The organism is Caballeronia sp. AZ1_KS37 (genome assembly GCF_023631165.1).
In the GTDB taxonomy this organism is placed as follows: domain Bacteria; phylum Pseudomonadota; class Gammaproteobacteria; order Burkholderiales; family Burkholderiaceae; genus Caballeronia; species Caballeronia zhejiangensis.
In genome coordinates this window covers 365,950-386,753 of sequence record NZ_JALQDP010000043.1, presented here as the reverse complement: position 1 = coordinate 386,753, position 20,804 = coordinate 365,950, and the positions used below count along the sequence as shown (strand labels likewise).

Here is a 20,804-nt window from a genome sequence, read left to right as displayed (position 1 = left end):
TTGTAACGCGCTGGGAGCGCGCACGGCTCGTTGGAGGCAAGCTGGAGGACAAAGATCGCGTCATATACAGGTGCATCTCAGTCGCAAGGCAAACGATGTGTCTATCGAATTACTGCTTACATCTGGACCAAATGAGTGAGCTGCGATGCCTGCTTGCAGAGGCCTGACGGTTAGCCTCGATGCGCCAAGTTCCGTGACCGTCCGCTATGCGGCACGTTCATTGCATCACATTGTGACATACCTGCTTTAGCCAACGTCACAAGCATCTTCGCTGCAACTACGGAGAAAACCATGTCTATCACCGTCGGCGATTTCGTGGTCGACCGTCTGCACGCATGGGGCGTGCGTCGCATTTTTGGCTATCCGGGCGATGGCATCAACGGCCTCCTGGGCGCGTTGAATCGCGCGAAGGGCAAGATCGAATTCATACAGACGCGGCACGAGGAGATGGCCGCATTCATGGCGTCGGCGCACGCAAAGTTCACCGGCGAACTCGGGGTGTGTCTGGCGACATCCGGACCTGGCGCAGCACACCTTCTCGCTGGGCTCTACGACGCTCGGCTCGATCACATGCCCGTGCTTGCTATCGCCGGCCAGCAAGCACGCGCATCGCTCGGCGGCCACTATCAACAAGAAGTCGATCTTCAGTCAATGTTCAAGGATGTCGCGGGCGCTTTCGTGCAACAGGCAAGTGTGCCCGCCCAGGTTCGTCATCTCGTCGACAGGGCTATCCGGACTGCGCTGGGTGACCGGAAAGTCGCTGCGCTCGTGTTCCCGAACGATTTGCAGGAGCTTAAATACGAACCGCCGCCGCGCAAGCACGGGACCTTGCACTCAGGCGTCGGTTATCGCGCGCCGAAAACTGTGCCCTATGCCGACGATCTCCATCGCGCCGCGGAGGTCCTCAACGCGGGCAAGAAGGTGGCCATTCTCGTCGGCGCGGGCGCGTTGAAGGCGACCGATGAAGTGATCGCGGTGGCGGAAAAACTCGGGGCCGGGGTCGCAAAAGCGCTTTTGGGCAAAGCCGCCCTCCCCGACGATCTGCCGAATGTCACAGGTTCGATCGGTCTGCTTGGCACTGAGCCCAGCTACAAGCTGATGTCTGGATGCGACACGTTGCTGATGATCGGCTCGGGTTTTCCGTATTCCGAATTTTTGCCGAAGGAAGGCGCCGCACGCGGCATACAGATCGACATCCAGCCGGACATGCTGTCCATTCGTTATCCGATGGAGGTCAATCTCGTCGGGGACAGCGCGGAGACATTGCGCGCGCTTTTGCCATTGCTCGAACAGAAGAAGGAGCGTACGTGGCGTACGGACATCGAAGGCTGGATGACTGACTGGTGGAGCAAGCTTGAGAAGCGCGCGCTCGCGTCGGGGACCACCGGCGTGAACCCGCAACGCACGATATGGGAATTGTCCCCTCGCGTACCGCCTAACGCCATCGTGACCAGTGACTCCGGATCGTGTGCAAACTGGTACGCGCGCGATTTAAAAGTCAAGCGCGGCATGATGTGCTCGCTCTCCGGGGGCCTTGCTTCCATGGGTGCAGCCGTGCCGTATGCGATCTCCGCGAAATTCGCACATCCTGGGCGGCCTGTGATCGCGCTGGTAGGCGACGGGGCAATGCAGATGAACAACATGGCCGAGTTGATCACGGTCGCGAAGTACTGGAAGCAATGGTCGGATCCGCGCTGGATTTGCATGGTGCTACACAATGACGACCTGAACCAGGTTACGTGGGAACAGCGCGTCATGAACGGCGACCCGAAGTTCGAGGCGTCGCAAGACATCCCATCTGTGCCATACCACCGCTTCGCCGAGCTAATCGGATTGCGAGGCATATACGTCGAGGACGCCGAGCGCATGGGCGCAGTGTGGGACGAAGCACTGGGCTCGGATCGCCCCGTGGTGATCGAGGTGAAGGCCGATCCGAATGTCCCGCCGCTGCCGCCGCACATCACGCTTGAACAGGCGAAAGCTTTCGCCACGACGCTATTCGAAGGTGACCCAGACGAAGGCAACATCATCGTCGACACTGCGAAACAGGTTCTGGGCGCAGTGTTACCAGCGCATAAGAACAAGTAAAGGGGACTTGTGTCATGCACCTCACAAGACGCGAGGCGCCGGTCGAGGCGATCCGGGCGCGCGCCTACACCATTCCGACGGACAGACCGGAAGCCGATGGGACGCTTTCCTGGTCATCGACGACACTCGTCGTTGTGGAACTTACCGCAGCAGGCAAGACGGGTATCGGCTATACCTACAACGACGCGACGACAGCGAACTTCATTGAATCGGCGCTCGCCCCGACGCTCGTTGGCGAAGACGCATGGAACATCGACGCCCTTTGGTTACATATGCAGCAGCGCGTGCGCAACATCGGCCGCTCGGGGATCGCCGCGTGCGCGATATCGGCGCTCGACTGCGCGCTGTGGGACGTAAAGGCGCGCCTGCTCGACATACCGCTTGCCCGTCTGCTCGGCGCCGTACGCAGCCGCGTGCCGCTCTACGGCAGCGGCGGCTTCACTACCTATACCGACGACGAAATCCGCGATCAACTCTCGAGCTGGGTGCATGAAGACGGATGCCGCTGGGTCAAGATCAAGATCGGCACCCAGCCATCGCGCGATCCGCATCGCGTGGCCGTTGCGCGCGAGGCCATTGGCGATGATGCCGGCCTTTTCGTCGATGCCAACGGCGCGCTCGATCGCAAGCAGGCGCTAGTCTACGCGCAACGATTCGCGCAATACGGTGTCGAGTGGTTCGAGGAGCCGGTGTCGTCCGACGATATCGCTGGCCTTGCATCGTTGCGCGACGCGTTGCCCGCGCATATCGAACTGGCGGCGGGCGAGTACGGCTTCACGATCGACGACTTTCGCACGCTGCTCGCAAACGAAGCCGTCGATGTGCTACAGGCCGATGTCACGCGCTGCGCAGGCATCACCGGCTTCCTTCGCGCAGCGACGCTGTGCGACGCTTTCCATGTGCCGCTGTCGGCGCACTGTGCGCCCGCGCTGCATTTACACGTGGCCTGCGCCGCGCCGCGTCTTCGGCATCAAGAATGGTTCCACGATCACGTGCGCATCGAGTCGATGCTCTTCGATGGCGCACCGCGCGCCCGCAACGGCGCGATCTCGCCGGATTGGTCAAGGCCCGGTTGCGGACTCGACTTCAAACATGCGGATGCGCACCAGTATGCCGTCTAAGAACTTCGGCCAACGATTGAACAAAACGAATCGAAGAACATGACGCAAACCAGAACGATCGACATTGCCATCGGCTGCGGGATCGCCGCGGCCGGGTTCGCGCTCGTGAGTCTTGGAGGACCCAAGGCCCATCGCACGCCAGTACAGACGCATATCGATACGGCGCGAACGTTCAATCGTAGCTCAGCGCTGCTTGCGCTCTCTGTGCTGGCCGATAGCGCGATGGAGCACTATCGCGGCTCCTTCGATAATCCCGCCATGTACACGCCGCTGGCGGTCTCGACACTATCGTTATTGGCCGGCCTTCACGGCAGCGCCGATCACGAGCCGGCGCGTCATCCTGTGCGCAATGCGGTCTATGTGAGTGCGGCGCTCGCGGGCGTCGCTGGCACAGGGTTCCATCTGTACAACATCACGAAGCGCCCCGGCGGCTGGAGTTGGCACAACCTCTTTTACGCGGCGCCAATCGGCGCGCCGATGGCGTTGCTGCTCTCCGGCGCGCTCGGCGCGGTATCCGAACGGCTGCGCGACGAACCCGCGCACGCGCCGAGTCTTTTCGGCATGCCGGCGGGACAGGCGCTCGCGCTCGTCACGAGCGCCGGACTGCTCGGCACGCTCGGCGAAGTTGCGCTGCTGCACTTTCGCGGCGCATTTCAGAACCCGGCCATGTACGCGCCCATCATCATTCCGCCGGTCGCAGCAGGGCTGCTCGTCGATGTCGCCCTCGCGCGTCCGCGCGAGCACTGGTTCACGCGGCTGTGGCTACGGGTGACGACGGCGCTCGGGTTCATCGGTGTCGGCTTTCATGCACGCGGCGTTGCGCGCGCGCGTGGCGGCTGGCGCAACTGGAGCCAGAATCTGTTTAACGGACCGCCGCTGCCCGCACCGCCGAGCTTTTCGGCGCTCGCACTCGCGGGGCTCGCCGCGCTGCGTCTTCGGGAGGCCGAGAAGAAATGAAGCACTTGCCCCGCTATCCCGGCTACGACGTGATGAGCAAGCGCGACACGCCCTCATGGGATGAAGTCACGCGCCATGTCATCGACGAACGCCTGGCGACGCCGGACGGTCCGCAGTTTTTCGATGCCGTCGAATGGCGCGCGCTCTGCGCGCTGTGCGCGTGCATCGTGCCGCAGGACAGGCAGCGCCCGGTCGTGCCCGTCGCCGCGCTCGTCGATGCGCGCCTCGCGAAGAACACCGGCGACGGCTATCGCGATGCGCGCCTGCCGCCCATGCGCGATGCGTGGCGCATCGGCCTTCGCGCGCTGGACGCCGAAAGCCGCGCGCGTCACGAACTGCCGTTCGGGAGCATCGACGATGCCGCGCGCCATGCGCTTCTCGTCGACATGCAGCAAGGCAAGCTCGACCACGCCGAATGGAAAGGCATGCCCCCCACGCTCTTCTTCGCGGAGCGCGTGCTGCACGACATCTGTGGCATGTACTACGCGCACCCGCACGTATGGAGCGAGATCGGCTTCGGCGGCCCGGCCAATCCGCGCGGCTACGTGCGCATGGTCGCCGACCGGCGCGATCCATGGGAAGCCGCCGAAGCGAAACCCAGCCACGTGGAAGCCGCGCGGAAGGAGAATCGCCGTGTCCGCTGATTCGCCCAACGACGCGCAACACGTCCCGCGCGGCAAGAACGGCCGCGCGCCCGACGTGTTCCGTCCCGGCGCATGGATTCCGATGCGCGCGTATCCGCAGAACGAAGCGGTGGACTTCGCGATCGTCGGCACGGGCGCGGGCGGCGGCACCCTTGCCTGCCGTCTTGCGGAGAAAGGGTTTAAGGTCGTCGCGTTCGATGCCGGCGCGTGGTGGCGTCCGCTCGAAGAGTTCGCATCGGACGAGACGCATCAGGGCAAGCTCTTCTGGACCGACGAGCGCATTTGCGACGGCGATAATCCGCTCAAGCTCGGCAACAACAACAGCGGCAAGTCCGTGGGCGGCAGCACCGTGCACTTCGCGATGGTCTCGCTGCGCTTCCGGCCGCAATGGTTCAAGTCGCGCACGCTGCTCGGCTACGGCGCGGACTGGCCGATCGACTGGCGCGAGATGTGGCGTTATTACGGCGAAGTCGAGGAGGCGCTGAAGATCGCCGGGCCGGTAAGCTACCCGTGGGGACCGAAGCGGCCGCGCTATCCGTATCGCGCGCATGAGCTGAACGCGGCGGCGCTCGTGCTGGCGCGCGGCTGCGAAGCGCTCGGCATCGACTGGGCGCCGACGCCGCTCGCCACGGTCTCCGCGCCGCGCGGCGAGGCGCATCCGTGCGTCTATCGCGGATTTTGCGTGTCGGGTTGCGCGACGAACGCGAAGCAAAGCGCGCTCGTCACGTGGATACCGCGCGCGGTGCGCGCCGGCGCGGAGATTCGCGATCTCGCGATGGTCGGCCGCATCGTCATGGGCGACAACGGGCGCGCGACCGGCGTCGAATATTTCCGCGAAGGACGCTGGCAGTTTCAGCGCGCACGCAACGTCGTGGTCGCGGGATACGCGATCGAAACGCCGCGCTTGTTGCTCAACTCGGCAACGGACCGTCATCCCGATGGCCTCGCCAACCGTTCCGGTCTCGTCGGCAAGAACCTGATGGTGCAGACCAATCAGGCCGCGTGGGGCACGATGGATGAAGAAGTGCGCTGGTACAAGGGGCCGCCCTCGCTTGCGCTGACCGAGCACTGGAATTACGAGGACAAGGGCAAGGACTTCTTCGGCGGCTATTGCTACATGAGCCAGGGACCGCTGCCGGTGGCGTGGGCATCGACGCAGAACGGGCGAGGTCTCTGGGGCCAGCAGCTACTCGACGAGATGCAGAAGTACAACCATCAGGCGGGGTTAAAGATAGTGGGCGAGACAATGCCGCAGGAGCGCAACCGCGTGACGCTCGCCGACGAGAAGGATCAGTACGGCCTGCCCGTCGCGCGCGTGACCTATTCGCTGTGCGATAACGACAAGCGGCTCGTGGCGCATTCGCTTGATTTCATGAGCCTCGCACTCGAAGCGGCCGGCGCGCGCGATGTCTGGCGCGAAACCGACGACACCTGCCACCTCAACGGCACCGCGCGCATGGGCGGCGACCCCGCAACGAGCGTGGTCAATGCCGATTGCCGAAGCTGGGACATCGACAACTTGTGGATCTGCGATGGCTCCGTCTTTCCGACCGTCGGCGGCGTGAACCCGTCGCTGACCATCCAGGCGATTGCGCTGCGCACCGCCGACCGGATCGAGGCGCTCGCCGCGCGGGGAGATCTTTGATGTGTGAGACACGGAAAATCGTCGTCATCACCGGCGCGGGCGCAGGTGTCGGGCGTGCGGCGGCCGACGAGTTCGCCCGCCACGGCTATGACGTCGCACTGTTGTCGCGCGATGCTGAACGACTCGCGCGAGCCACCGCGCAGATCGAGGCGCGCTTCGGCGTGCGTGCGCTCGCCATACCCACTGACGTCGCCGATGCGCGCGCCGTCGATGCGGCGGCATCGCAAGTAGAGGACACGCTCGGCCCGATCGATGTGTGGGTCAACGTCGCGATGGCGACCGCGTTTGCGCCCGTCTCCGCGCTCACAGCCGAAGAAATCGAGCGCGGCACACGCGTCACATATCTCGGTCAGGTCCACGGCATGATGGCGGCGCTCTCGCGCATGCGCACACGCAATCGCGGAACGATCGTCAATGTCGGCTCAGCGCTGGCGTACCGCTCCGTGCCGCTGCAATCGGTGTATTGCGGTGCGAAGTTCGCCATTCGCGGCTTCACGGATTCGCTGCGCTCCGAGATCATCCACGACAAGCTTGACGTTCACCTGACAGTAGTCGAGCTTCCGGCGATGAACACGCCGCAGTTCGACTGGGCGATGAACAAGACCGGCAAACGCGCCCGGCCAGTCGCGCCGATCTTCCAGCCGGAGGTCGCCGCGCGCGCAATCTTCTTCGCGGCGACGCATCGCCGGCGCGAGGTGTGGCTTGGCTTCTCAACCGTGAAGGCGATTCTCGCCAATCGCATCGCGCCCGCGCTCATCGACCGGTATCTAGCACGCGCGGGCTATGCAGGCCAACTCACCGAGGAGCCGCCTGAAGGCAATGCCGCAGGCAATCTTTTCGATCCCGTGCCCGGCGACTATGGTGCGCATGGCCGGTTCGATGATGAAGCGCGGAGTCATAGCTGGGAGATGTTCACCGACCGCCATCGCTCGGTTTTCTGGGGACTCGCGGGCCTTGGCGCGGTGGGCCTGCTGCGCTTCGTCTCTAAAAAACGGAGCTGAGCCAAATGAGCCGGCCCATCGACGACTATGCGCTCTTAGGCGACGGCCAGACCGCCGCGCTGCTCAGCCGCAACGGCTCTATCGACTGGCTGTGCTGGCCGCGCTTCGACGACGACGCGTGCTTCGCCGCACTTCTCGGCACGTCGGACAACGGCTGCTGGACGCTGACACCGGTCATGCACATCGAACGCAACGCGCGTCGTTACCAGCCCGACACGCTGATCATCGAAAGTGACTTCGAGGTCGGCGAAGGCGCGGTACGCGTGACCGACTTTATGCCCGTCGGCGACGGCCCGAGTTCGGTCGTGCGCATCGTGACAGGCTTGCGCGGCCTCGTCGAGATGCGCTCGGATTTGCGGCTGCGCTTCAGCTACGGCGAACTCAAGCCGCTGATCGAATGCGTGGACGGCGCAATGCAGGTGCGTATTGGGACTGACCGCGTCGTGCTTCGCGCGAACGTCGAGATGACGGTTCACGATGGAGCGATTCTCGCCACGTTCACCGTCGCAGCGGGCGAATCCGTGACGTTCGCGATGAGCTATGGCCATGCGCACGAACCGCTACCCCAAGCGTTCGACGTCGACATCGCGCTGCGTTCGACGCAACGTTTCTGGCGAGACTGGATTAGCACGTTCGACGACAACCGCACGGCCTGGCCGGTGCAGACCCGTCGTTCGCTTCTGACTCTCAAGGCGCTTATCCATCGCCGCACCGGCGCGATCGTCGCAGCACCGACGACATCCCTACCTGAAGCGCCCGGCGGAAGGCTCAATTGGGACTACCGCTACGCGTGGCTGCGCGACACCAGTTTTGCGATGGTTGCGCTGCTCAACGCCGGCTACTACGAAGAAGCCGGCGCGTGGCGCGACTGGCTGCTGCGCGCCATCGCGTGCTCGCCGGAGCGCAGCCGAATCATGTACCGTGTGGACGGCGGACGTCATTTACGCGAATGGAACGTCGACTGGCTACCGGGTCATCGTTATGCGAAGCCCGTGCGAGTCGGTAATGCAGCGGCACATCAGCATCAGCTCGACGTGTTGGGGGAAGTGATCGATTGCCTCGATGTCGCGCGACGCGGGGGCCTCGAATCGTCCGACCAGGAAGAAGTTATTGAGACGCACATTGTCGAACATCTCGAAAAGATATGGCACTTGCCCGGCGCGGGCATCTGGGAATCGCGCGGTGAACCCCGTCACTACACCTATTCGCGCGTAATGGTCTGGGTGGCGCTCGATCGATTCGTAAAGCATTGCACAGCGGAGAGCGCCCTTTCGCCACTCGTGGAACGCATGGCTTCGTTGCGCGAACACATTCGTGAAGAAGTGCTTCGCGAAGGCTGGAACGAAGGGCTCGGCAGCTTCACGCAGTACTACGGCAGCGACGCGTTGGACGCGAGCCTCTTGTTGTTGCCGCTGGTCGGCTTCCTGCGCGCCGATGATCCGCGCATGGCCTCGACGATTGCACGCATCCGCCGCGACCTCTGCGAGGACGGCTTGATTCGACGCAACGAGCGGCAAGCCGGGAACGCTAACGAAGGCGCTTTCCTCGCATGCTCATGCTGGATGGCCGATTGCCTGAACCTTCAGGGACGCACAGAAGAAGCGCGGCAGCAGTTCGAACGCGTGCTCGCCACGGCAAACGATGTTGGGCTGATGTCCGAACAGTACAATGCCCAGCGCCATGAACTCGCCGGTAATTTCCCGCAGGCGCTTAGTCATCTTGCCCTCGTCAATACGGCGCTCGGCTTATGCGGGCCGACGTTGCAACGAGGCGGCGGCTAAGCGCATCGTTAAACTCCCACAGAAGGCGATTCGACGAGAGAATGCAACATGTCGATCAATGATGCATTGTGGACGCTCGCTTTGCCTTGGGCACTGCGTCCTTGCGCACGCTTGGTTTAGTGCTCGACACGGTTCAGGATTTTTGCGCCGCTGCTCGACAACCGCAAGTCGCTGCGCGCTTCTTTTGCAAGTCTCTCGTAATGCTTCCGAAAATCAGCGAGTTCTTTCTGATCCAGTTGATCGAGCAACGCGTTGTGCGCGGTATCTATCGCTCGGATGATCTCATCGAGCTTGATCTGCATGGCCGCCGTGTCTCGGTTCTGAGCATTCTGAATCAGAAATACCATGAGAAACGAAACAATCGTGGTCGACGTATTGATCACCAGTTGCCAAGTATCGCTGAAGTGAAACAGCGGGCCTGATGCTGCCCAACCAAACACGAGGCTTGCAGCAGTGACGAACGTCCAGGAGCGCCCGGCAAGTCGAGCGAGTTTAATTCGAGGAGCAAAGGAACCAGGAAGTCTTCATCTCGAGTCCCCACCAACCTGTAGACCAAGAACCGTGCATTGGCGTTCAACGTTCCGCGCCGTCAAGTGTCAGTCGCTGCCAAATGCGACCGTGGTCAACAAAGCCAGCTCCGATTGCCGCGAATCGAGGCGAGCGTGCTGAATGACCACAGGTACATCCGATTCGAAGTAGCTCGCGTACTCAGTCCCAGTTGGTATTCTCTCGGGTTCGCAGAGATCATTGAAGCGCATATGCCACGTCCGCCTGGCTGGCACGGTGATGCGATATGGCCCGGCGGGTGCGCGATCCTTGAAGAAGATCGTAACTTCGATATGCGCGTCTTCCTCACCCGCGTTGAGGATGCACGCCGCCTCGTGGCTCTGCAGATCCGCACCGTCGCCATTGCTATACCGCGGCAGATAGCCTTCAGCGATCGCCCATCTGCTTTTTCCTATCGCGCTCATGCAGCCTCCTCATTCATCGCCGTACGTCAACGATGATTGAGCAAAAACCGCTCCCTTCGTCGCTTGCATACATCACATTATGATATATATTTCACAATAGCACGACGCGGGAGGAGCCATGTTGATCAACAACGACTTCGAGATCGGATATGTCATCGCCGTCTTCTCGCTGCTGGGGATCATCTTCGTCGGAGCGCTGTTCGCGAGGCTGCACCTTGAGCGCTGGCATCCGCGGATAGTCGGCGCGGTGCTGGGCGCGCTGATCGGCTTTGCGCTGATTGAAGCTGTGCCGATCATTTCTTAGTGTTGGTCACTTTCGATGACGCTTTGGCGCCAGGCGGCACCAAAGATGCGGTTGGTTTACTCCGCACGAGGCGCCACTAGTCTCGATTTTCCGGCGCTGCAGATGATGTCCGCGTCATTGCGCCCAGCCTCCCGCAACATATCGAGGAACGGAAGCGCCCGCGATTGGAGACCCAACCCGGTCCGCGCGGCAGCATGCGACAGCGGATGATAAATTGCACCATGCTCGTAAGCGATGCATTCGTCTTCCTTCAGGACCTTCTCAAAGCGATCATTCGCGGTGTCAAACTCGCTCGGCAGTATGACGTCTCGAGACCGATACGCTTATCAATCACGCCCAAAGCCTGCGAGGTCGCGCAACATGAGGACATCGGGCGTGGCCTTCGAACGAAATTTGACTATCTTCGTCATACTCCTTTGCACGAGCGTTTGAGTTCGGACGAACGGCGCGGGCCTTTCTAATGCGTCTTCAGCTCCTGCGGCTCCATAATCACAAGTACGCTGCAGGACACTTGATCGAGCAACCGGCTCTCGTCTTGACCGGTCCACCAACGGTAGAACCGACCGCTCCGGTGATGTCCGATGACGATTAGATCGATGTCGAGCGCTTTCGCGAAAGCGGAAATTTCCATCATCGGATTCCCGACCGCCAGATGGCGCTGCGCCACGACGCCGAGATCCGCCAGCTCGTCCACGCCTTCATGCAGCAAGTCCTTGGCGGTTCGCTCTTGAAGTTCAAACGACACTGCAGGAATGACGGGAACGCCGCGCGTCCACTCCGTGTCATCGACGACCGCTAGCAGATGCGTTTCCCCGTGAAGATCGCGGGCGAGATGAGCGCCAAGACGAAGCGTGCGACGCCCCACGGCCGTGGCGTCATAGCACAACAGAATTCGCTGATAGCTGCTCACGGGTCCTCCGCATCGTCAGCGCCGTTAGCTCATATTGTGATATATTTTTCAGGACGTAGCCAGCGGACTCGCGAATAGCTCCTATCGCCGGGTCGGAATCGTCCACTTCGAACGCGATCGAGCTAAGCGAGCGTGTCGACGACCGCGCCATTCGCGCGCTATGTCGATGTCTTTCGGATTAAACGCCTTCATGCCTGATTCGCGGTGCAACGTTTGCAGGCGAGCTCGAATCCTGAGGCCTTTGATGGACAAAATGATGTTCTCGGAAAAGAAGTTGGTCCCGTTGGCCGACAACGTGCGCAAGCAAACCAACGTTCCGACTCGCATGACGCTGGACAATGGTGAGACGCGCGATCTGGCTACGTTCCAGCGGCCGGGCGTCACGCTGCATCCGAAGTCAGCCGCGGCCGTAGTGCTTTTGCTGTCGCGCTCACCGCATGGCGGCTCCATCGCGGCGTGTCTCTCGCGCCCTCGGGGCGCTAAACAGTACGAGGCCTGGCAATATCAAGCAGACGGAGGAAGCGTTGCAAATGCGCAGCCGGACGATCGACCATGCGTCCGAGCCCGACGTGCGCAAGCGGGGCAGCTTCTACGGCCCGTCAGCTTACCTCCACCCGCGCAACGGCGGCGGGCCGCACTGGCATGACCGCCATGAACGCCCGCTATGATCTTATTACCGTTGATCACTATGTCTGCGTGATCGACCGTGACGAAGTGGGCTGTCGGTCAGTGAAAAATGACATCGAGCGGATCATCGTCGAGGACGTCGCTTCACTGCTCACGCCTGAGCAACGCCTCGTGTATCGCGACAGCCAAGGGGACTGGGGCGAGGTGCTGCTGACCTTTGGCGATGGTATGCCGCACTTCGGCGGCTTTCGCCCACTGTCGCCCGAGGAGAATTTGCGCCAAGCGCTCGACATGCTGACCCCTGCGTTTGTCGGCGATCCGACCGACCATCACCTTCTCAAGATGGGATACCGCCGACCGTTCAAGCTGCTGGACGATGGCCGAATCGCAGCGATCCTAACGCATCACAGCAGGCAGCATGCGCTCGCCGCAGGCATCCACGCCTTCGGGCATGACGATACGTTCTACTATGAGACCTATGACTCCGCGGCGAGCGCCCTGAAACAATGGAACGGTGTCGGCGATCCGGACGGCTGGTTTTTTCATCCGCGGTCGGGACGGCGCCGCGAGGACGGCGACTCGGCCAAAGAATAGTCTGAACGTTAAGCCCGTTCGCGAAGTCGAAGCAGAACGAAGCGCAGTGCCACAGCAGTACCACTTCGCACCGCAACCGTTCATGGGCTCGCCGACAACCTGCGCGGCGACACCGACGAATCGTCGATCGGTTTACTGACCGCACCGGCCCTCGCGCAGACCGTCGTCGCAGATGCGGCGCTGGCGTTGCATCCGAACGTGAAGCGCTCGGTGCGCTCTGCTTGCTCGGCGACCGCGATCTCCGATATCGCGCTGACGAAGCCGCGCGCCGTTCAACTGAACTCCCGACTCCCGAGCGATGACTTTTCCGACCTTCGACCCTTCGCGCGGCATGGCGGTTGTGCCGCACTCGAGGCCTCGCAGGGCGTGCTCGCCGTGCTGCGGGAAGGCGGCCATGCCGTCGAAGCGATGATTGCCGCCACCATCGCGGTCGGCTATCGACGACGGCTTCTGACTGATCTTGCCGCCGGGCGCCGAACCCGTCGGAATGGAGGCGTGCAGCGCGGCTGCGTCGACGGCGACGATCAAGCGGTATTGCTCGCTCGGGCCTAATCACATTCTGCACCGCGGGCCGCTTGCCGCGAATCTGGTCGTGGGCACGGCGTTGGGCTGGCATGCGGCGTTCGAGTGGCCGCGCACGACGTCACGCCTTCCATTGGCCACTCGAGGCCTTCGCCGTCACACTCGCCTCCGCAGCTTAATCCCATGGCTATAACCAGCAAAACCGCTGTTGCGCTCAAGCTTGAAACCGCCTCGGGATCTTTCAGACCACCTTCCGGCAAACCCGCCGAGCTCATTTGTTGGAGGCGGTCCCAGTTCCTCTTTGCCAAGAATAGGCAGTTGCGCCAACGCAAGGGGATTCGCCCTAGTAGCAGGGCGGAGCGCGGCGGGTAAATATGGAGTGCTCCCTACACGGACTCGATTATGCGCGGCTTCTATCAAGAAACCCTCAGTCAATTGGCCGACCGCTGGACTGTTTTGATGACCGAGTTAAATCGATACAGCGCGGGGCCTTATCCGGAGTTGCTTTGCATAGACGTGCTTCGATTCATCCGCGAGGTCGAACGGGTCGTGATTCCCGATCCGTTCGAAGAGGAGATTCTTATCACGGCCCGTAGGTTAGCTGAACACGCGGACCCCAAGATAGCGATGTTCAAAGTGCAGGAGGTTCTGAGCGGGCGATTGCGGTGAATCGGCGAGTAGCGACGAAGCAAAGCCCGCTGACAGGAGCGGGCGAATAGCAGATACGAGGGAATAGAACTACGCAACAACACACGTCACCCCGGACGTATTTCTTGCTTAGTCCTTGTCTTGCGGTTTCAATCTGAACAAAGCCCCCGCAAGAAAATATGTTGCGCTGGTTAGATGGCTGACAGTTCTTTGCCGTGCTGCGCCCAGCCAAGCATCAGTAGCGTGGTGCCTCCTCGCCCATTCGTTGGTGCCTGAATCCTCCAGTGGCCCGCACTGCCCCGCCTAACGCTATCAAGTGCCACGCCTGACCGGAGGAACGTCATTGGGTGGCCGACATTGCTGGAGAAAGAGCGACTTGAAGCGCTCGACGAGGCATTAGTCGCGGTGTATGGCCCGTGACATTGCGCAGCCGAAGTCCGACACTCGTGGCGCAGCGACTCGTCAACATGTCGCATCTCTTGGTGGACTGCCGACCGTCAGCAAGAACTTCTGCTAACGCATACTGTCACAAAGCGGATGCGTTTCCATAGGCCGCCATAGGCCGGAAGGCGTCGGGGAACGAATTGGACGCACGGCCGACGATCGATCTTTGTACCCGCTCGATGATGGGATGCCAACATGACTCCGCAGTGCAAGAAGTTCTACACCCGCGACGTCTTTCAGGGAACGCTGTGGTCCGGTCTGGCAGCGGGCATTCTTGCCGCCTCGCTCGAAGAAGTTCATCGCATTTTTTCCGCGGGCGTTTCTCGACTTCCCGCTTGGGCGATCCCCGTCCGCATGACCCACCCTGGAAAAACCTCATGTCATTGGAGAACCATGGAGGCGAACCATCAATCCGATCCGGAACACTAAAGGAGAACGGCGATAACGAAGATCAGGTCGAGGACGTCAGCGAAAAAGTCAAATGCAAAGCATAAACGCAGGCGTTGGCAAAGCGACGGACGTGGTCGTTCGCTAGTCCTCGACACTCCGTCACCCGGTTTCTATCTTTAGATCCTCGAACTCGTCTGGCGGCATGTCGTCGGCAGCGACGTGCAACCTGCGCCGGTTGTAACACTGCGCGCCGACTCGCGCGATACTTCGTTTTTGCTGGCCATCGGCAAGAGGCACCGGAACACTGCACTGCGGCGCTCAGCGAGCTTGAGCTTCTCTGCAGTGCAGTCGCCGCGACCGGTTCGATAGGCGAATCGAAGGACGAAGCTATCGCCCGAGACAAAGCTATTCGCCCCACGTTGGCGGTCATGCGTTCATGCGCCGACGTCCTGGTCTCCGCTCCTCTTGTGAAACGAAAAGTGCCAGTGACCAGCGGTGTCTTTTACCGCGAGCGCGCCGTGGTCGCACATCACTGCGATCGCGACATCGTGCGTCATCGTGTCGGATAACTTGGCCACCAACAAGGTTCGCTCGCGGGGATAAGCTCGTAGTTGGCCGGCGGCGAAGTCGGGCGTAGCGAGTTGCCAATTCGGCCCGCTAAACCGCCGCGCACCGCTCACGACCCCAAGGTGCTCTCCGTGAGCTGCGTACTCGGCCCGATCACGGGCCCGCATTTCGGGAAGCGGTCCGACGCGATGTGCACCGGTGCGACCGTGACCCGCCCGCGCATACAGTTGACCGTCGTCGCAGCGAAGACCCCGTACCTGGAGCTCTCGAAGCGCTTCATCTGCGTCGCCGTATGACGAGAACAACCCGATAATGACGTGTGCGCCTTCCATGTTGCGGTGCGTCCGTAAGTCCATGGACTTTCCATGCGGCGATCGCGCGCGGTCAATGCTGCGCCAGCAGGGCAGAGCCGCTTTTCCCGTGGCCCCGCTCACTCTGAGATGCCGATTAGTTGCTCGATATCATTCTCGATGCGTCGGCGCGCTTCCGATATTGCGTCGTCGAAGTGGGTCGAGACGAGAGGTAACACAATTCCCTTCCCTTTGAAAGATCCTTCGTGGTGCACCCACGATTCGTAGGCGTATATGCCCGACGGCAGCCTTGTAACATTTAACGTCACTTTGTAGGTTCGTCTCAGACCTTGGTTGCGTTGATATTGAAAGTCAATCACGTGCGATGTGTTCATGCCTTGCTCCGGGCCGACCACGATCGAAGCGCCCCAACTCCGGCGCTCACTGCGTTGCTTACCGTTGATCTTTTTTGATCTCTTCCTTGGCGTCGCCGATTTGCTTCCGGGCGTCTCCCGCCCCCTGTTGCACTTGGCCCTTCACCTGTTGATTCGCCGCTCATCTTGCCGACGCCCGCATTCAGCTTGCATTTTGCCTTCTCGGCTGTGCCCTTCACCTGGTCTCGTTCATAGTCAGCCTCCGTCTGCTGTGTGAACAATTCCCAGCCTCACTGACGCAAACAGCGGACCAGAAAAAAAGGAGGGTCTATGCTAGTCTGCCGAGCCAGCTGCGCGTGTAGAGGTCTATAGCGCCAGCAACTCGAACCCCGTTGAGGCTTGAGCTCAGCCGTGCCGCGGCGAGCCGCTTCACACGTGCAGTCGGCCGAGCCAGCGAGACGCCTCCTCGTGAAGCGAGCGCGTCGCGGCCGCAATGATGTTCCCTTCGAAGCTTTCGTCGACAGGCTCGCCTGCCCATGTCGTAACGATGCCACCGGCACCCTGGATCACGGGAACGATTGCCATGACATCGTGGATCTGCAGACCGTCTTCGACGATGAGGTCGACATGACCGGAAGCGAGCATTGCATACCCGTAGCAATCCGTACCGAACCGGGTGACGCGCACTTCGCGCGCGATCCTCGCGAATGCTCGTTCCGCTTCGCCAGAAAACATCCGAGGATCGGTCGAGCACAGCCGCGCGTCGCGCAGATGGGCGCACGCGCTGACCGTGCACGGCTCGCCGTTACGCGACGCATGACCGACGCCGCCGATCCATCGCTCGCTCATGGCCGGCACCTCGATCATGCCGCACACCGGCCGTCGATTCTCGACCATCGCGACGAGCGTCCCGAAGAGAGGCAGGCCCGTCACGAAGCTCTTCGTGCCATCGATCGGATCGATGATCCAACTTACGCCATCGGCGACGCGCCCGCCCCCTTCCTCGCCTACGAGCACATGCGATGGAAAACGCGATGCAATCAGTTCCCGCATCCGTTGCTCGATCGCGCGATCCGCAGTCGTAACAGGCGTCGCATCGGGCTTCGTTTCGACGTCGATCCGCGTGCGGAAGTACTGCATTGCAATCGCGCGCGCTTCGTCGCCGAGTTGATCCAGGAATCGTTCGATGTCGGTGAGCGTCATGGCAATTCTCCGGTTGCTTGCACGAAACCCACGCGCAAAATCCTCGCCACGCCGAACGGCGAGCGGTCTGGACGAAGTCAGCGGACGGGCGCAAGGGATGTCGCTTGAACCGTCGCAAGCGCGCGGCGCAGGGCTCCCAATCGACAGGAACGATGAAGCAGTCACCCAGCCGTTGAACACTGGTCGGACCGAATCGCGCGGCATAGTCCGACCTCAACTCAATGTTTTCGACGTCCCCGCCGCTTGGACAGATCGTTTCTTGCCATTAACGGGGGGCATAGCCATTCATGCGCCACGCCTTCTGCGCGCCGATAGGCTCCCTCGCAGCATCCTGGTGCTTCCTGCGGGGTGACGGTCGTGCCACTCTTCAACGGTCCAGTCCGGCGCGGACAGCGGCTGATGATCGATCTGTGCCATACCGTACTGAAAGGCAAACCGCAGCGCCTCTATTGGGCAGGGGAAATCGCCAAGGATGCCGGTGGTCTGCTGTTTGCCATCGGGCGAGCGGATGGTGAGCTCGGGGGCATACATCCCGTCGTCTTCGGCAAGTCCCGGCGTAAAGACGAATCCCTTATAGCGCATCTCGGGCCATTGCATGATGCGATTCCTGAGCGAACGGTACGGCAGCTGCCACAAGCTCAATATTAGGCGTCGCACGCTCCGTTCGCCGGAATTGTGGTCCCTCGTCAGCGGCTAATCAACGCGAAGAACAAGCCATGATACGCAGGCCGGATCCTGCCGCTCCGGAAGCGCGCTGCGTTGCCGCAAGATCCGGGAAATCGGCACGACAGTTGCGTAGACGAAAGGAGACCGTCTGCCATCTACCGCCATGCCTCACAGCGTTACTTCGATATCCGGCGTATGGGCCACTCGTGACTTCGATGCCGTCATGCCCCCTGTCGCGGTGCTGCTTGTCGATGACGACGCAGCCGTGGCAGAGGCGCTTGCTGCGGCCTTGATAGCCTATGGCTGTCGCGCACTTGTTGCCCCCGGTGGTTGGGCAGCTCTTGCCATTACAGAATCATGGGTACCGCAGGTGGTCGTCCTAGACATTGAAATGCCGGACATTGACGGCTTCGCCGTGGCGAGAGCCATGCGCGGCTCGACCCGGTTTGCAACGGTGCCCATCCTCGCGCACAGTTCGCTTGCCGAAGCGGAAATTGTGGAGCGCGGCGTCGATGTCGGAATCGATGCCTTCTACCGGAAAGGTGAATCGTTGCACGGCCTGTTCCAAATGATTGAGTACTTGGCGCCCGTGCGGTACTTGTGACAGCCCCAGGCCCGGCTGCCGAGCGAGATTCTAGACCTGTTGACATATGCGACCTACCGGCGACACCGGCGAAGTCGAAGGTGGTTGTCGGCGGCCGACTTTCTCCGAGGCTCGACAAACTCAACCTACGTTATAGAACTTAGCTGAAACGGCGCGAGAGTTATGCACGCGCTTCTCCAAGAAATCTGCCAATAAAAATAAGGCCGCCGCCGACCGGGGGCGCGTCCACTCAAGCAGCGCATGAAACGGGCTTCGTTGCACAGCCGAATTCCTGAGTCGCCGAGAACGCGTCTGGAGCCACAACCACCCGTTGCGCCGGGTTCGGCTCGGTGCGATTGGATGCGCCGAAGAAACACAATGCCTCGCGCTTCTCGACTACAGCGAAAAGAGAAGGTAGGCGGGTCCCACACTCTCCTTCAACAACGTTCATCGACTTCAAAAAGGAGCAAACAATACTTCAGTATCCCGGCTATTTCGTTTGCCAGATTCCGTCCCTCGCGCGCCAACGTGCAAGCCTTTCTCGTGCAGAGCATCACCGATTACGCCATCTACATGCTCAATGTCGACGGCGTTATCACGAGCTGGAATGCCGGCGTGCAGAAGGTCATAGGCTATGCGGCCAATGACATTATCGGCCGTACCTTCTCGTGCTTCTATTCGGTCGAGGAACGTCTCGACGACCACCGTGCGCGCGACGAGCAGGTTCGAAGTCGAAGGTCGGCGTCTGCGCAAGGACCGTACGCGCTTCTGGGCGCATGTCGTCATCGGCGCGTTGCGCGACGATCGCGGCAATCTCTTCGGCTTCGCCAAGATCCCGCGATTACACCGAGCACCGGCGCGTACGTGAAGGCGTGCGGCGCTGGACCTGGACAACGGTCTGCTCGCACTCGCTGAACAGGCTGAAACGCCCCGGTCCGATTAAGACCGTCCTTCAACACTACGTGGATTCGAACCGTTGAAAACAGAGCCAATCACACATCGAGAACACGACATCCGTATTTAGCCGGCGGTACGACATTTTAATTTTGCTTTGACAATGCAAACATCGACACGACGGCGTTATGTCAAGTAAAATGGCGTCACGCACCTCGTTTGCTTTCAAGGAAAGGACCGGCATCCAACGATGCGGAACCCATGGGTAAGAACAACGACCTGCAGCTAATGTGAGGCTACTTCACCCAAACCCACGCTATGAGCGTTAGACCGCTAAACCGGTGTCGGACACCCTTATACTCTCGTGCGAGTGCAAGCTTGCAGCACATCGAATCAGGCTGATAAATAGGGGCTGGCGACGTGAAGTGTTGGTGGGTGAACCAAAATCAAACGTATAAGCATGAAGTAGACGGCGGTTATCTATGGTCGCCGAAAAAGAAAAAAGATGGTAGCCGAAACTACTTCTACGACACGATGACTCATGCAGAGGTCGGCGATATGGTCATGTCGTTCAGCGACACTCGAATAAAGGCCATTGGAATCGTCAAATCCCTCGCCGTGTCGGCGCCTAAGCCAACGGAATTTGGAAGTGCCGGAGCGCAGTGGTCTGATGACGGCTGGTTTGTAGAGGTGGAGTATCAGGAGTTAACGAACAAAATTCGACCAGCAGACCACATGGAGATCCTGCGCCCCTTGCTACCCGAGCGCTACTCTCCATTGCAGGCTACAGGAAACGGGAATCAGGGGGTCTATCTGACGGAGTTGCCCAACGCGATGACCCAAGCGTTGGGTTTGCTCATCGGCGCCGAATATGTCTCGTCAAGACAAATTGCGAGAAATGCACTCCTTGATACGCAAAGTGACGAGGTGGAAGCCGTTGTCAATGCCCGCGTCGATATCGAAGAAACCGAGAAGCTCCAACTTGTCAGAGCCCGCCGTGGACAGGGGCTCTTTCGCTCTCGAGTTGAGCTTCTAGAGAAAGGTTGTCGCCTCACTGGGATCACGGACCGTCAACATCTACGTGCCAGCCATATCAAGCCATGGTGTAAATCGACGGACAACGAGAAGCTCGACGGAAACAACGGATTGTTGCTTTCGCCACACGTCGATCATCTTTTCGATCGTGGTTACATCTCTTTCTCAAACGATGGGACTTTGTTGGTGGCCAAGCTGCTGACAACCGATGTTTTGACCGCTTGGCACTTCGACACGATCAGTGGCGTTGCAGCTTTGCGTCCCGAGCAAGAAGAGTACATGGACTTTCATCGCCGATACGTCTTCCTCGGATGAGTAGGACTGACGAGGTGATATCTGGCGACGTCGTACGCGTTCGTCGAGGCTCAGGTCTTCATCGCGCCGGCGGCGGTATCAGCAAACGTAGCGTAATCGCGTACCTCAACACCGGCTGACTGGCCGCGGTGCCGAGGTCCAACGTCGAGCCGCTTCGCGCATTGGCAGACACGACAATTGATCAATTTATCGAAGTCGTTGACTCGTACATTCGCTGATACAGCATGCGC

20 protein-coding genes and 1 pseudogene are annotated in these 20,804 nt (G+C 60.8%); 15 read left to right on the top strand and 6 right to left on the bottom strand.

What is annotated here, in order from left to right; genetic code table 11:
- The first annotated feature begins 291 nt into the window (after positions 1–291).
- From NCS00_RS30945 to NCS00_RS30915, 7 genes are read left to right on the top strand one after another with little or no spacing between them, the layout of a single operon-like run.
- Positions 292–2,088 carry a thiamine pyrophosphate-requiring protein gene (locus NCS00_RS30945; RefSeq protein ID WP_250442020.1) on the top strand — a complete coding sequence of 599 codons (1,797 nt, stop codon included), beginning with the start codon at positions 292–294 and terminating at the stop codon, positions 2,086–2,088.
- Positions 2,089–2,102: 14 nt separating this feature from the next.
- The gene (locus NCS00_RS30940) at positions 2,103–3,209 is read left to right on the top strand and encodes an enolase C-terminal domain-like protein (protein ID WP_250442019.1); all 1,107 of its coding nucleotides are present in this window, start codon (positions 2,103–2,105) and stop codon (positions 3,207–3,209) included.
- 39 nt (positions 3,210–3,248) lie between these two features.
- Positions 3,249–4,166 carry a hypothetical protein gene (locus tag NCS00_RS30935; protein WP_008345201.1) on the top strand — a complete coding sequence of 306 codons (918 nt, stop codon included), beginning with the start codon at positions 3,249–3,251 and terminating at the stop codon, positions 4,164–4,166.
- The gene (locus NCS00_RS30930; protein ID WP_250442018.1) at positions 4,163–4,810 is read left to right on the top strand and encodes a gluconate 2-dehydrogenase subunit 3 family protein; all 648 of its coding nucleotides are present in this window, start codon (positions 4,163–4,165) and stop codon (positions 4,808–4,810) included. The genes NCS00_RS30935 and NCS00_RS30930 overlap by 4 nt, the downstream gene beginning before the upstream one ends.
- Positions 4,800–6,455, top strand: coding sequence for a GMC family oxidoreductase (locus tag NCS00_RS30925; RefSeq protein ID WP_008345205.1), 1,656 nt, complete (start codon positions 4,800–4,802; stop codon positions 6,453–6,455). The genes NCS00_RS30930 and NCS00_RS30925 overlap by 11 nt, the downstream gene beginning before the upstream one ends.
- Positions 6,455–7,456, top strand: a complete 1,002-nt coding sequence (locus NCS00_RS30920) for an SDR family oxidoreductase (RefSeq protein WP_008345207.1) — start codon at positions 6,455–6,457, stop codon at positions 7,454–7,456. Before NCS00_RS30925 ends, NCS00_RS30920 begins: the two co-directional genes overlap by 1 nt.
- A gap of 5 nt (positions 7,457–7,461) precedes the next feature.
- The gene (locus tag NCS00_RS30915) at positions 7,462–9,237 is read left to right on the top strand and encodes a glycoside hydrolase family 15 protein (protein WP_250442017.1); all 1,776 of its coding nucleotides are present in this window, start codon (positions 7,462–7,464) and stop codon (positions 9,235–9,237) included.
- 116 nt (positions 9,238–9,353) lie between these two features.
- On the opposite strand, the pseudogene NCS00_RS30910 reads toward NCS00_RS30915, so the two are convergent.
- Positions 9,354–9,765 (bottom strand): annotated as a pseudogene (locus NCS00_RS30910) (low affinity iron permease family protein).
- 68 nt (positions 9,766–9,833) lie between these two features.
- On the bottom strand, positions 9,834–10,208 hold the full coding sequence (locus tag NCS00_RS30905; RefSeq protein ID WP_250442015.1) for a sensory rhodopsin transducer: 375 nt from the start codon (positions 10,206–10,208) through the stop codon (positions 9,834–9,836).
- A gap of 118 nt (positions 10,209–10,326) precedes the next feature.
- Between NCS00_RS30905 and NCS00_RS30900 the strand changes: the two genes are divergently transcribed.
- Complete coding sequence (locus tag NCS00_RS30900; protein WP_008345214.1) at positions 10,327–10,512, top strand: hypothetical protein; 186 nt, start codon at positions 10,327–10,329, stop codon at positions 10,510–10,512.
- A gap of 457 nt (positions 10,513–10,969) precedes the next feature.
- On the opposite strand, the gene NCS00_RS30895 is transcribed toward NCS00_RS30900, so the two are convergent.
- A complete protein-coding gene (locus NCS00_RS30895; protein WP_008345219.1) occupies positions 10,970–11,422 on the bottom strand; it encodes a universal stress protein in 453 nt (150 codons plus the stop codon).
- A gap of 642 nt (positions 11,423–12,064) precedes the next feature.
- On the opposite strand from NCS00_RS30895, the gene NCS00_RS30890 reads away from it, so the two are divergent.
- The 4 genes from NCS00_RS30890 to NCS00_RS30875 all read left to right on the top strand — a co-directional run bounded on the left by NCS00_RS30890 (position 12,065) and on the right by NCS00_RS30875 (position 14,686).
- Positions 12,065–12,643 carry a hypothetical protein gene (locus tag NCS00_RS30890; protein ID WP_008345220.1) on the top strand — a complete coding sequence of 193 codons (579 nt, stop codon included), beginning with the start codon at positions 12,065–12,067 and terminating at the stop codon, positions 12,641–12,643.
- A 186-nt stretch (positions 12,644–12,829) separates the two neighbouring features.
- Positions 12,830–13,195: a hypothetical protein gene (locus NCS00_RS33755; RefSeq protein WP_008345221.1), complete on the top strand. Its 366-nt coding sequence runs from the start codon at positions 12,830–12,832 to the stop codon at positions 13,193–13,195.
- 372 nt (positions 13,196–13,567) lie between these two features.
- A complete protein-coding gene (locus NCS00_RS30880) occupies positions 13,568–13,834 on the top strand; it encodes a hypothetical protein (RefSeq protein WP_008345222.1) in 267 nt (88 codons plus the stop codon).
- Positions 13,835–14,452: 618 nt separating this feature from the next.
- Positions 14,453–14,686, top strand: coding sequence for a hypothetical protein (locus tag NCS00_RS30875; RefSeq protein WP_144403645.1), 234 nt, complete (start codon positions 14,453–14,455; stop codon positions 14,684–14,686).
- Positions 14,687–15,644: 958 nt separating this feature from the next.
- Here NCS00_RS30875 and NCS00_RS30870 read toward each other — a convergent pair.
- From NCS00_RS30870 to NCS00_RS30855, 3 genes are all read right to left on the bottom strand, one after another.
- On the bottom strand, positions 15,645–15,899 hold the full coding sequence (locus NCS00_RS30870; protein WP_250442014.1) for a hypothetical protein: 255 nt from the start codon (positions 15,897–15,899) through the stop codon (positions 15,645–15,647).
- 408 nt (positions 15,900–16,307) lie between these two features.
- Complete coding sequence (gene hisN / locus NCS00_RS30860) at positions 16,308–17,081, bottom strand: histidinol-phosphatase (protein WP_008345225.1); 774 nt, start codon at positions 17,079–17,081, stop codon at positions 16,308–16,310.
- A gap of 285 nt (positions 17,082–17,366) precedes the next feature.
- The gene (locus tag NCS00_RS30855; protein WP_008345226.1) at positions 17,367–17,678 is read right to left on the bottom strand and encodes a hypothetical protein; all 312 of its coding nucleotides are present in this window, start codon (positions 17,676–17,678) and stop codon (positions 17,367–17,369) included.
- A gap of 292 nt (positions 17,679–17,970) precedes the next feature.
- On the opposite strand from NCS00_RS30855, the gene NCS00_RS30850 reads away from it, so the two are divergent.
- The 3 genes from NCS00_RS30850 (at position 17,971) to NCS00_RS33600 (ending at position 20,574) form a co-directional block, all read left to right on the top strand.
- Positions 17,971–18,351 carry a response regulator gene (locus NCS00_RS30850; protein WP_051078938.1) on the top strand — a complete coding sequence of 127 codons (381 nt, stop codon included), beginning with the start codon at positions 17,971–17,973 and terminating at the stop codon, positions 18,349–18,351.
- A gap of 507 nt (positions 18,352–18,858) precedes the next feature.
- Positions 18,859–19,245 carry a PAS domain S-box protein gene (locus tag NCS00_RS30845; RefSeq protein WP_075583606.1) on the top strand — a complete coding sequence of 129 codons (387 nt, stop codon included), beginning with the start codon at positions 18,859–18,861 and terminating at the stop codon, positions 19,243–19,245.
- A gap of 414 nt (positions 19,246–19,659) precedes the next feature.
- The gene (locus tag NCS00_RS33600) at positions 19,660–20,574 is read left to right on the top strand and encodes an HNH endonuclease (RefSeq protein WP_250442013.1); all 915 of its coding nucleotides are present in this window, start codon (positions 19,660–19,662) and stop codon (positions 20,572–20,574) included.
- Positions 20,575–20,804 lie beyond the last annotated feature (230 nt).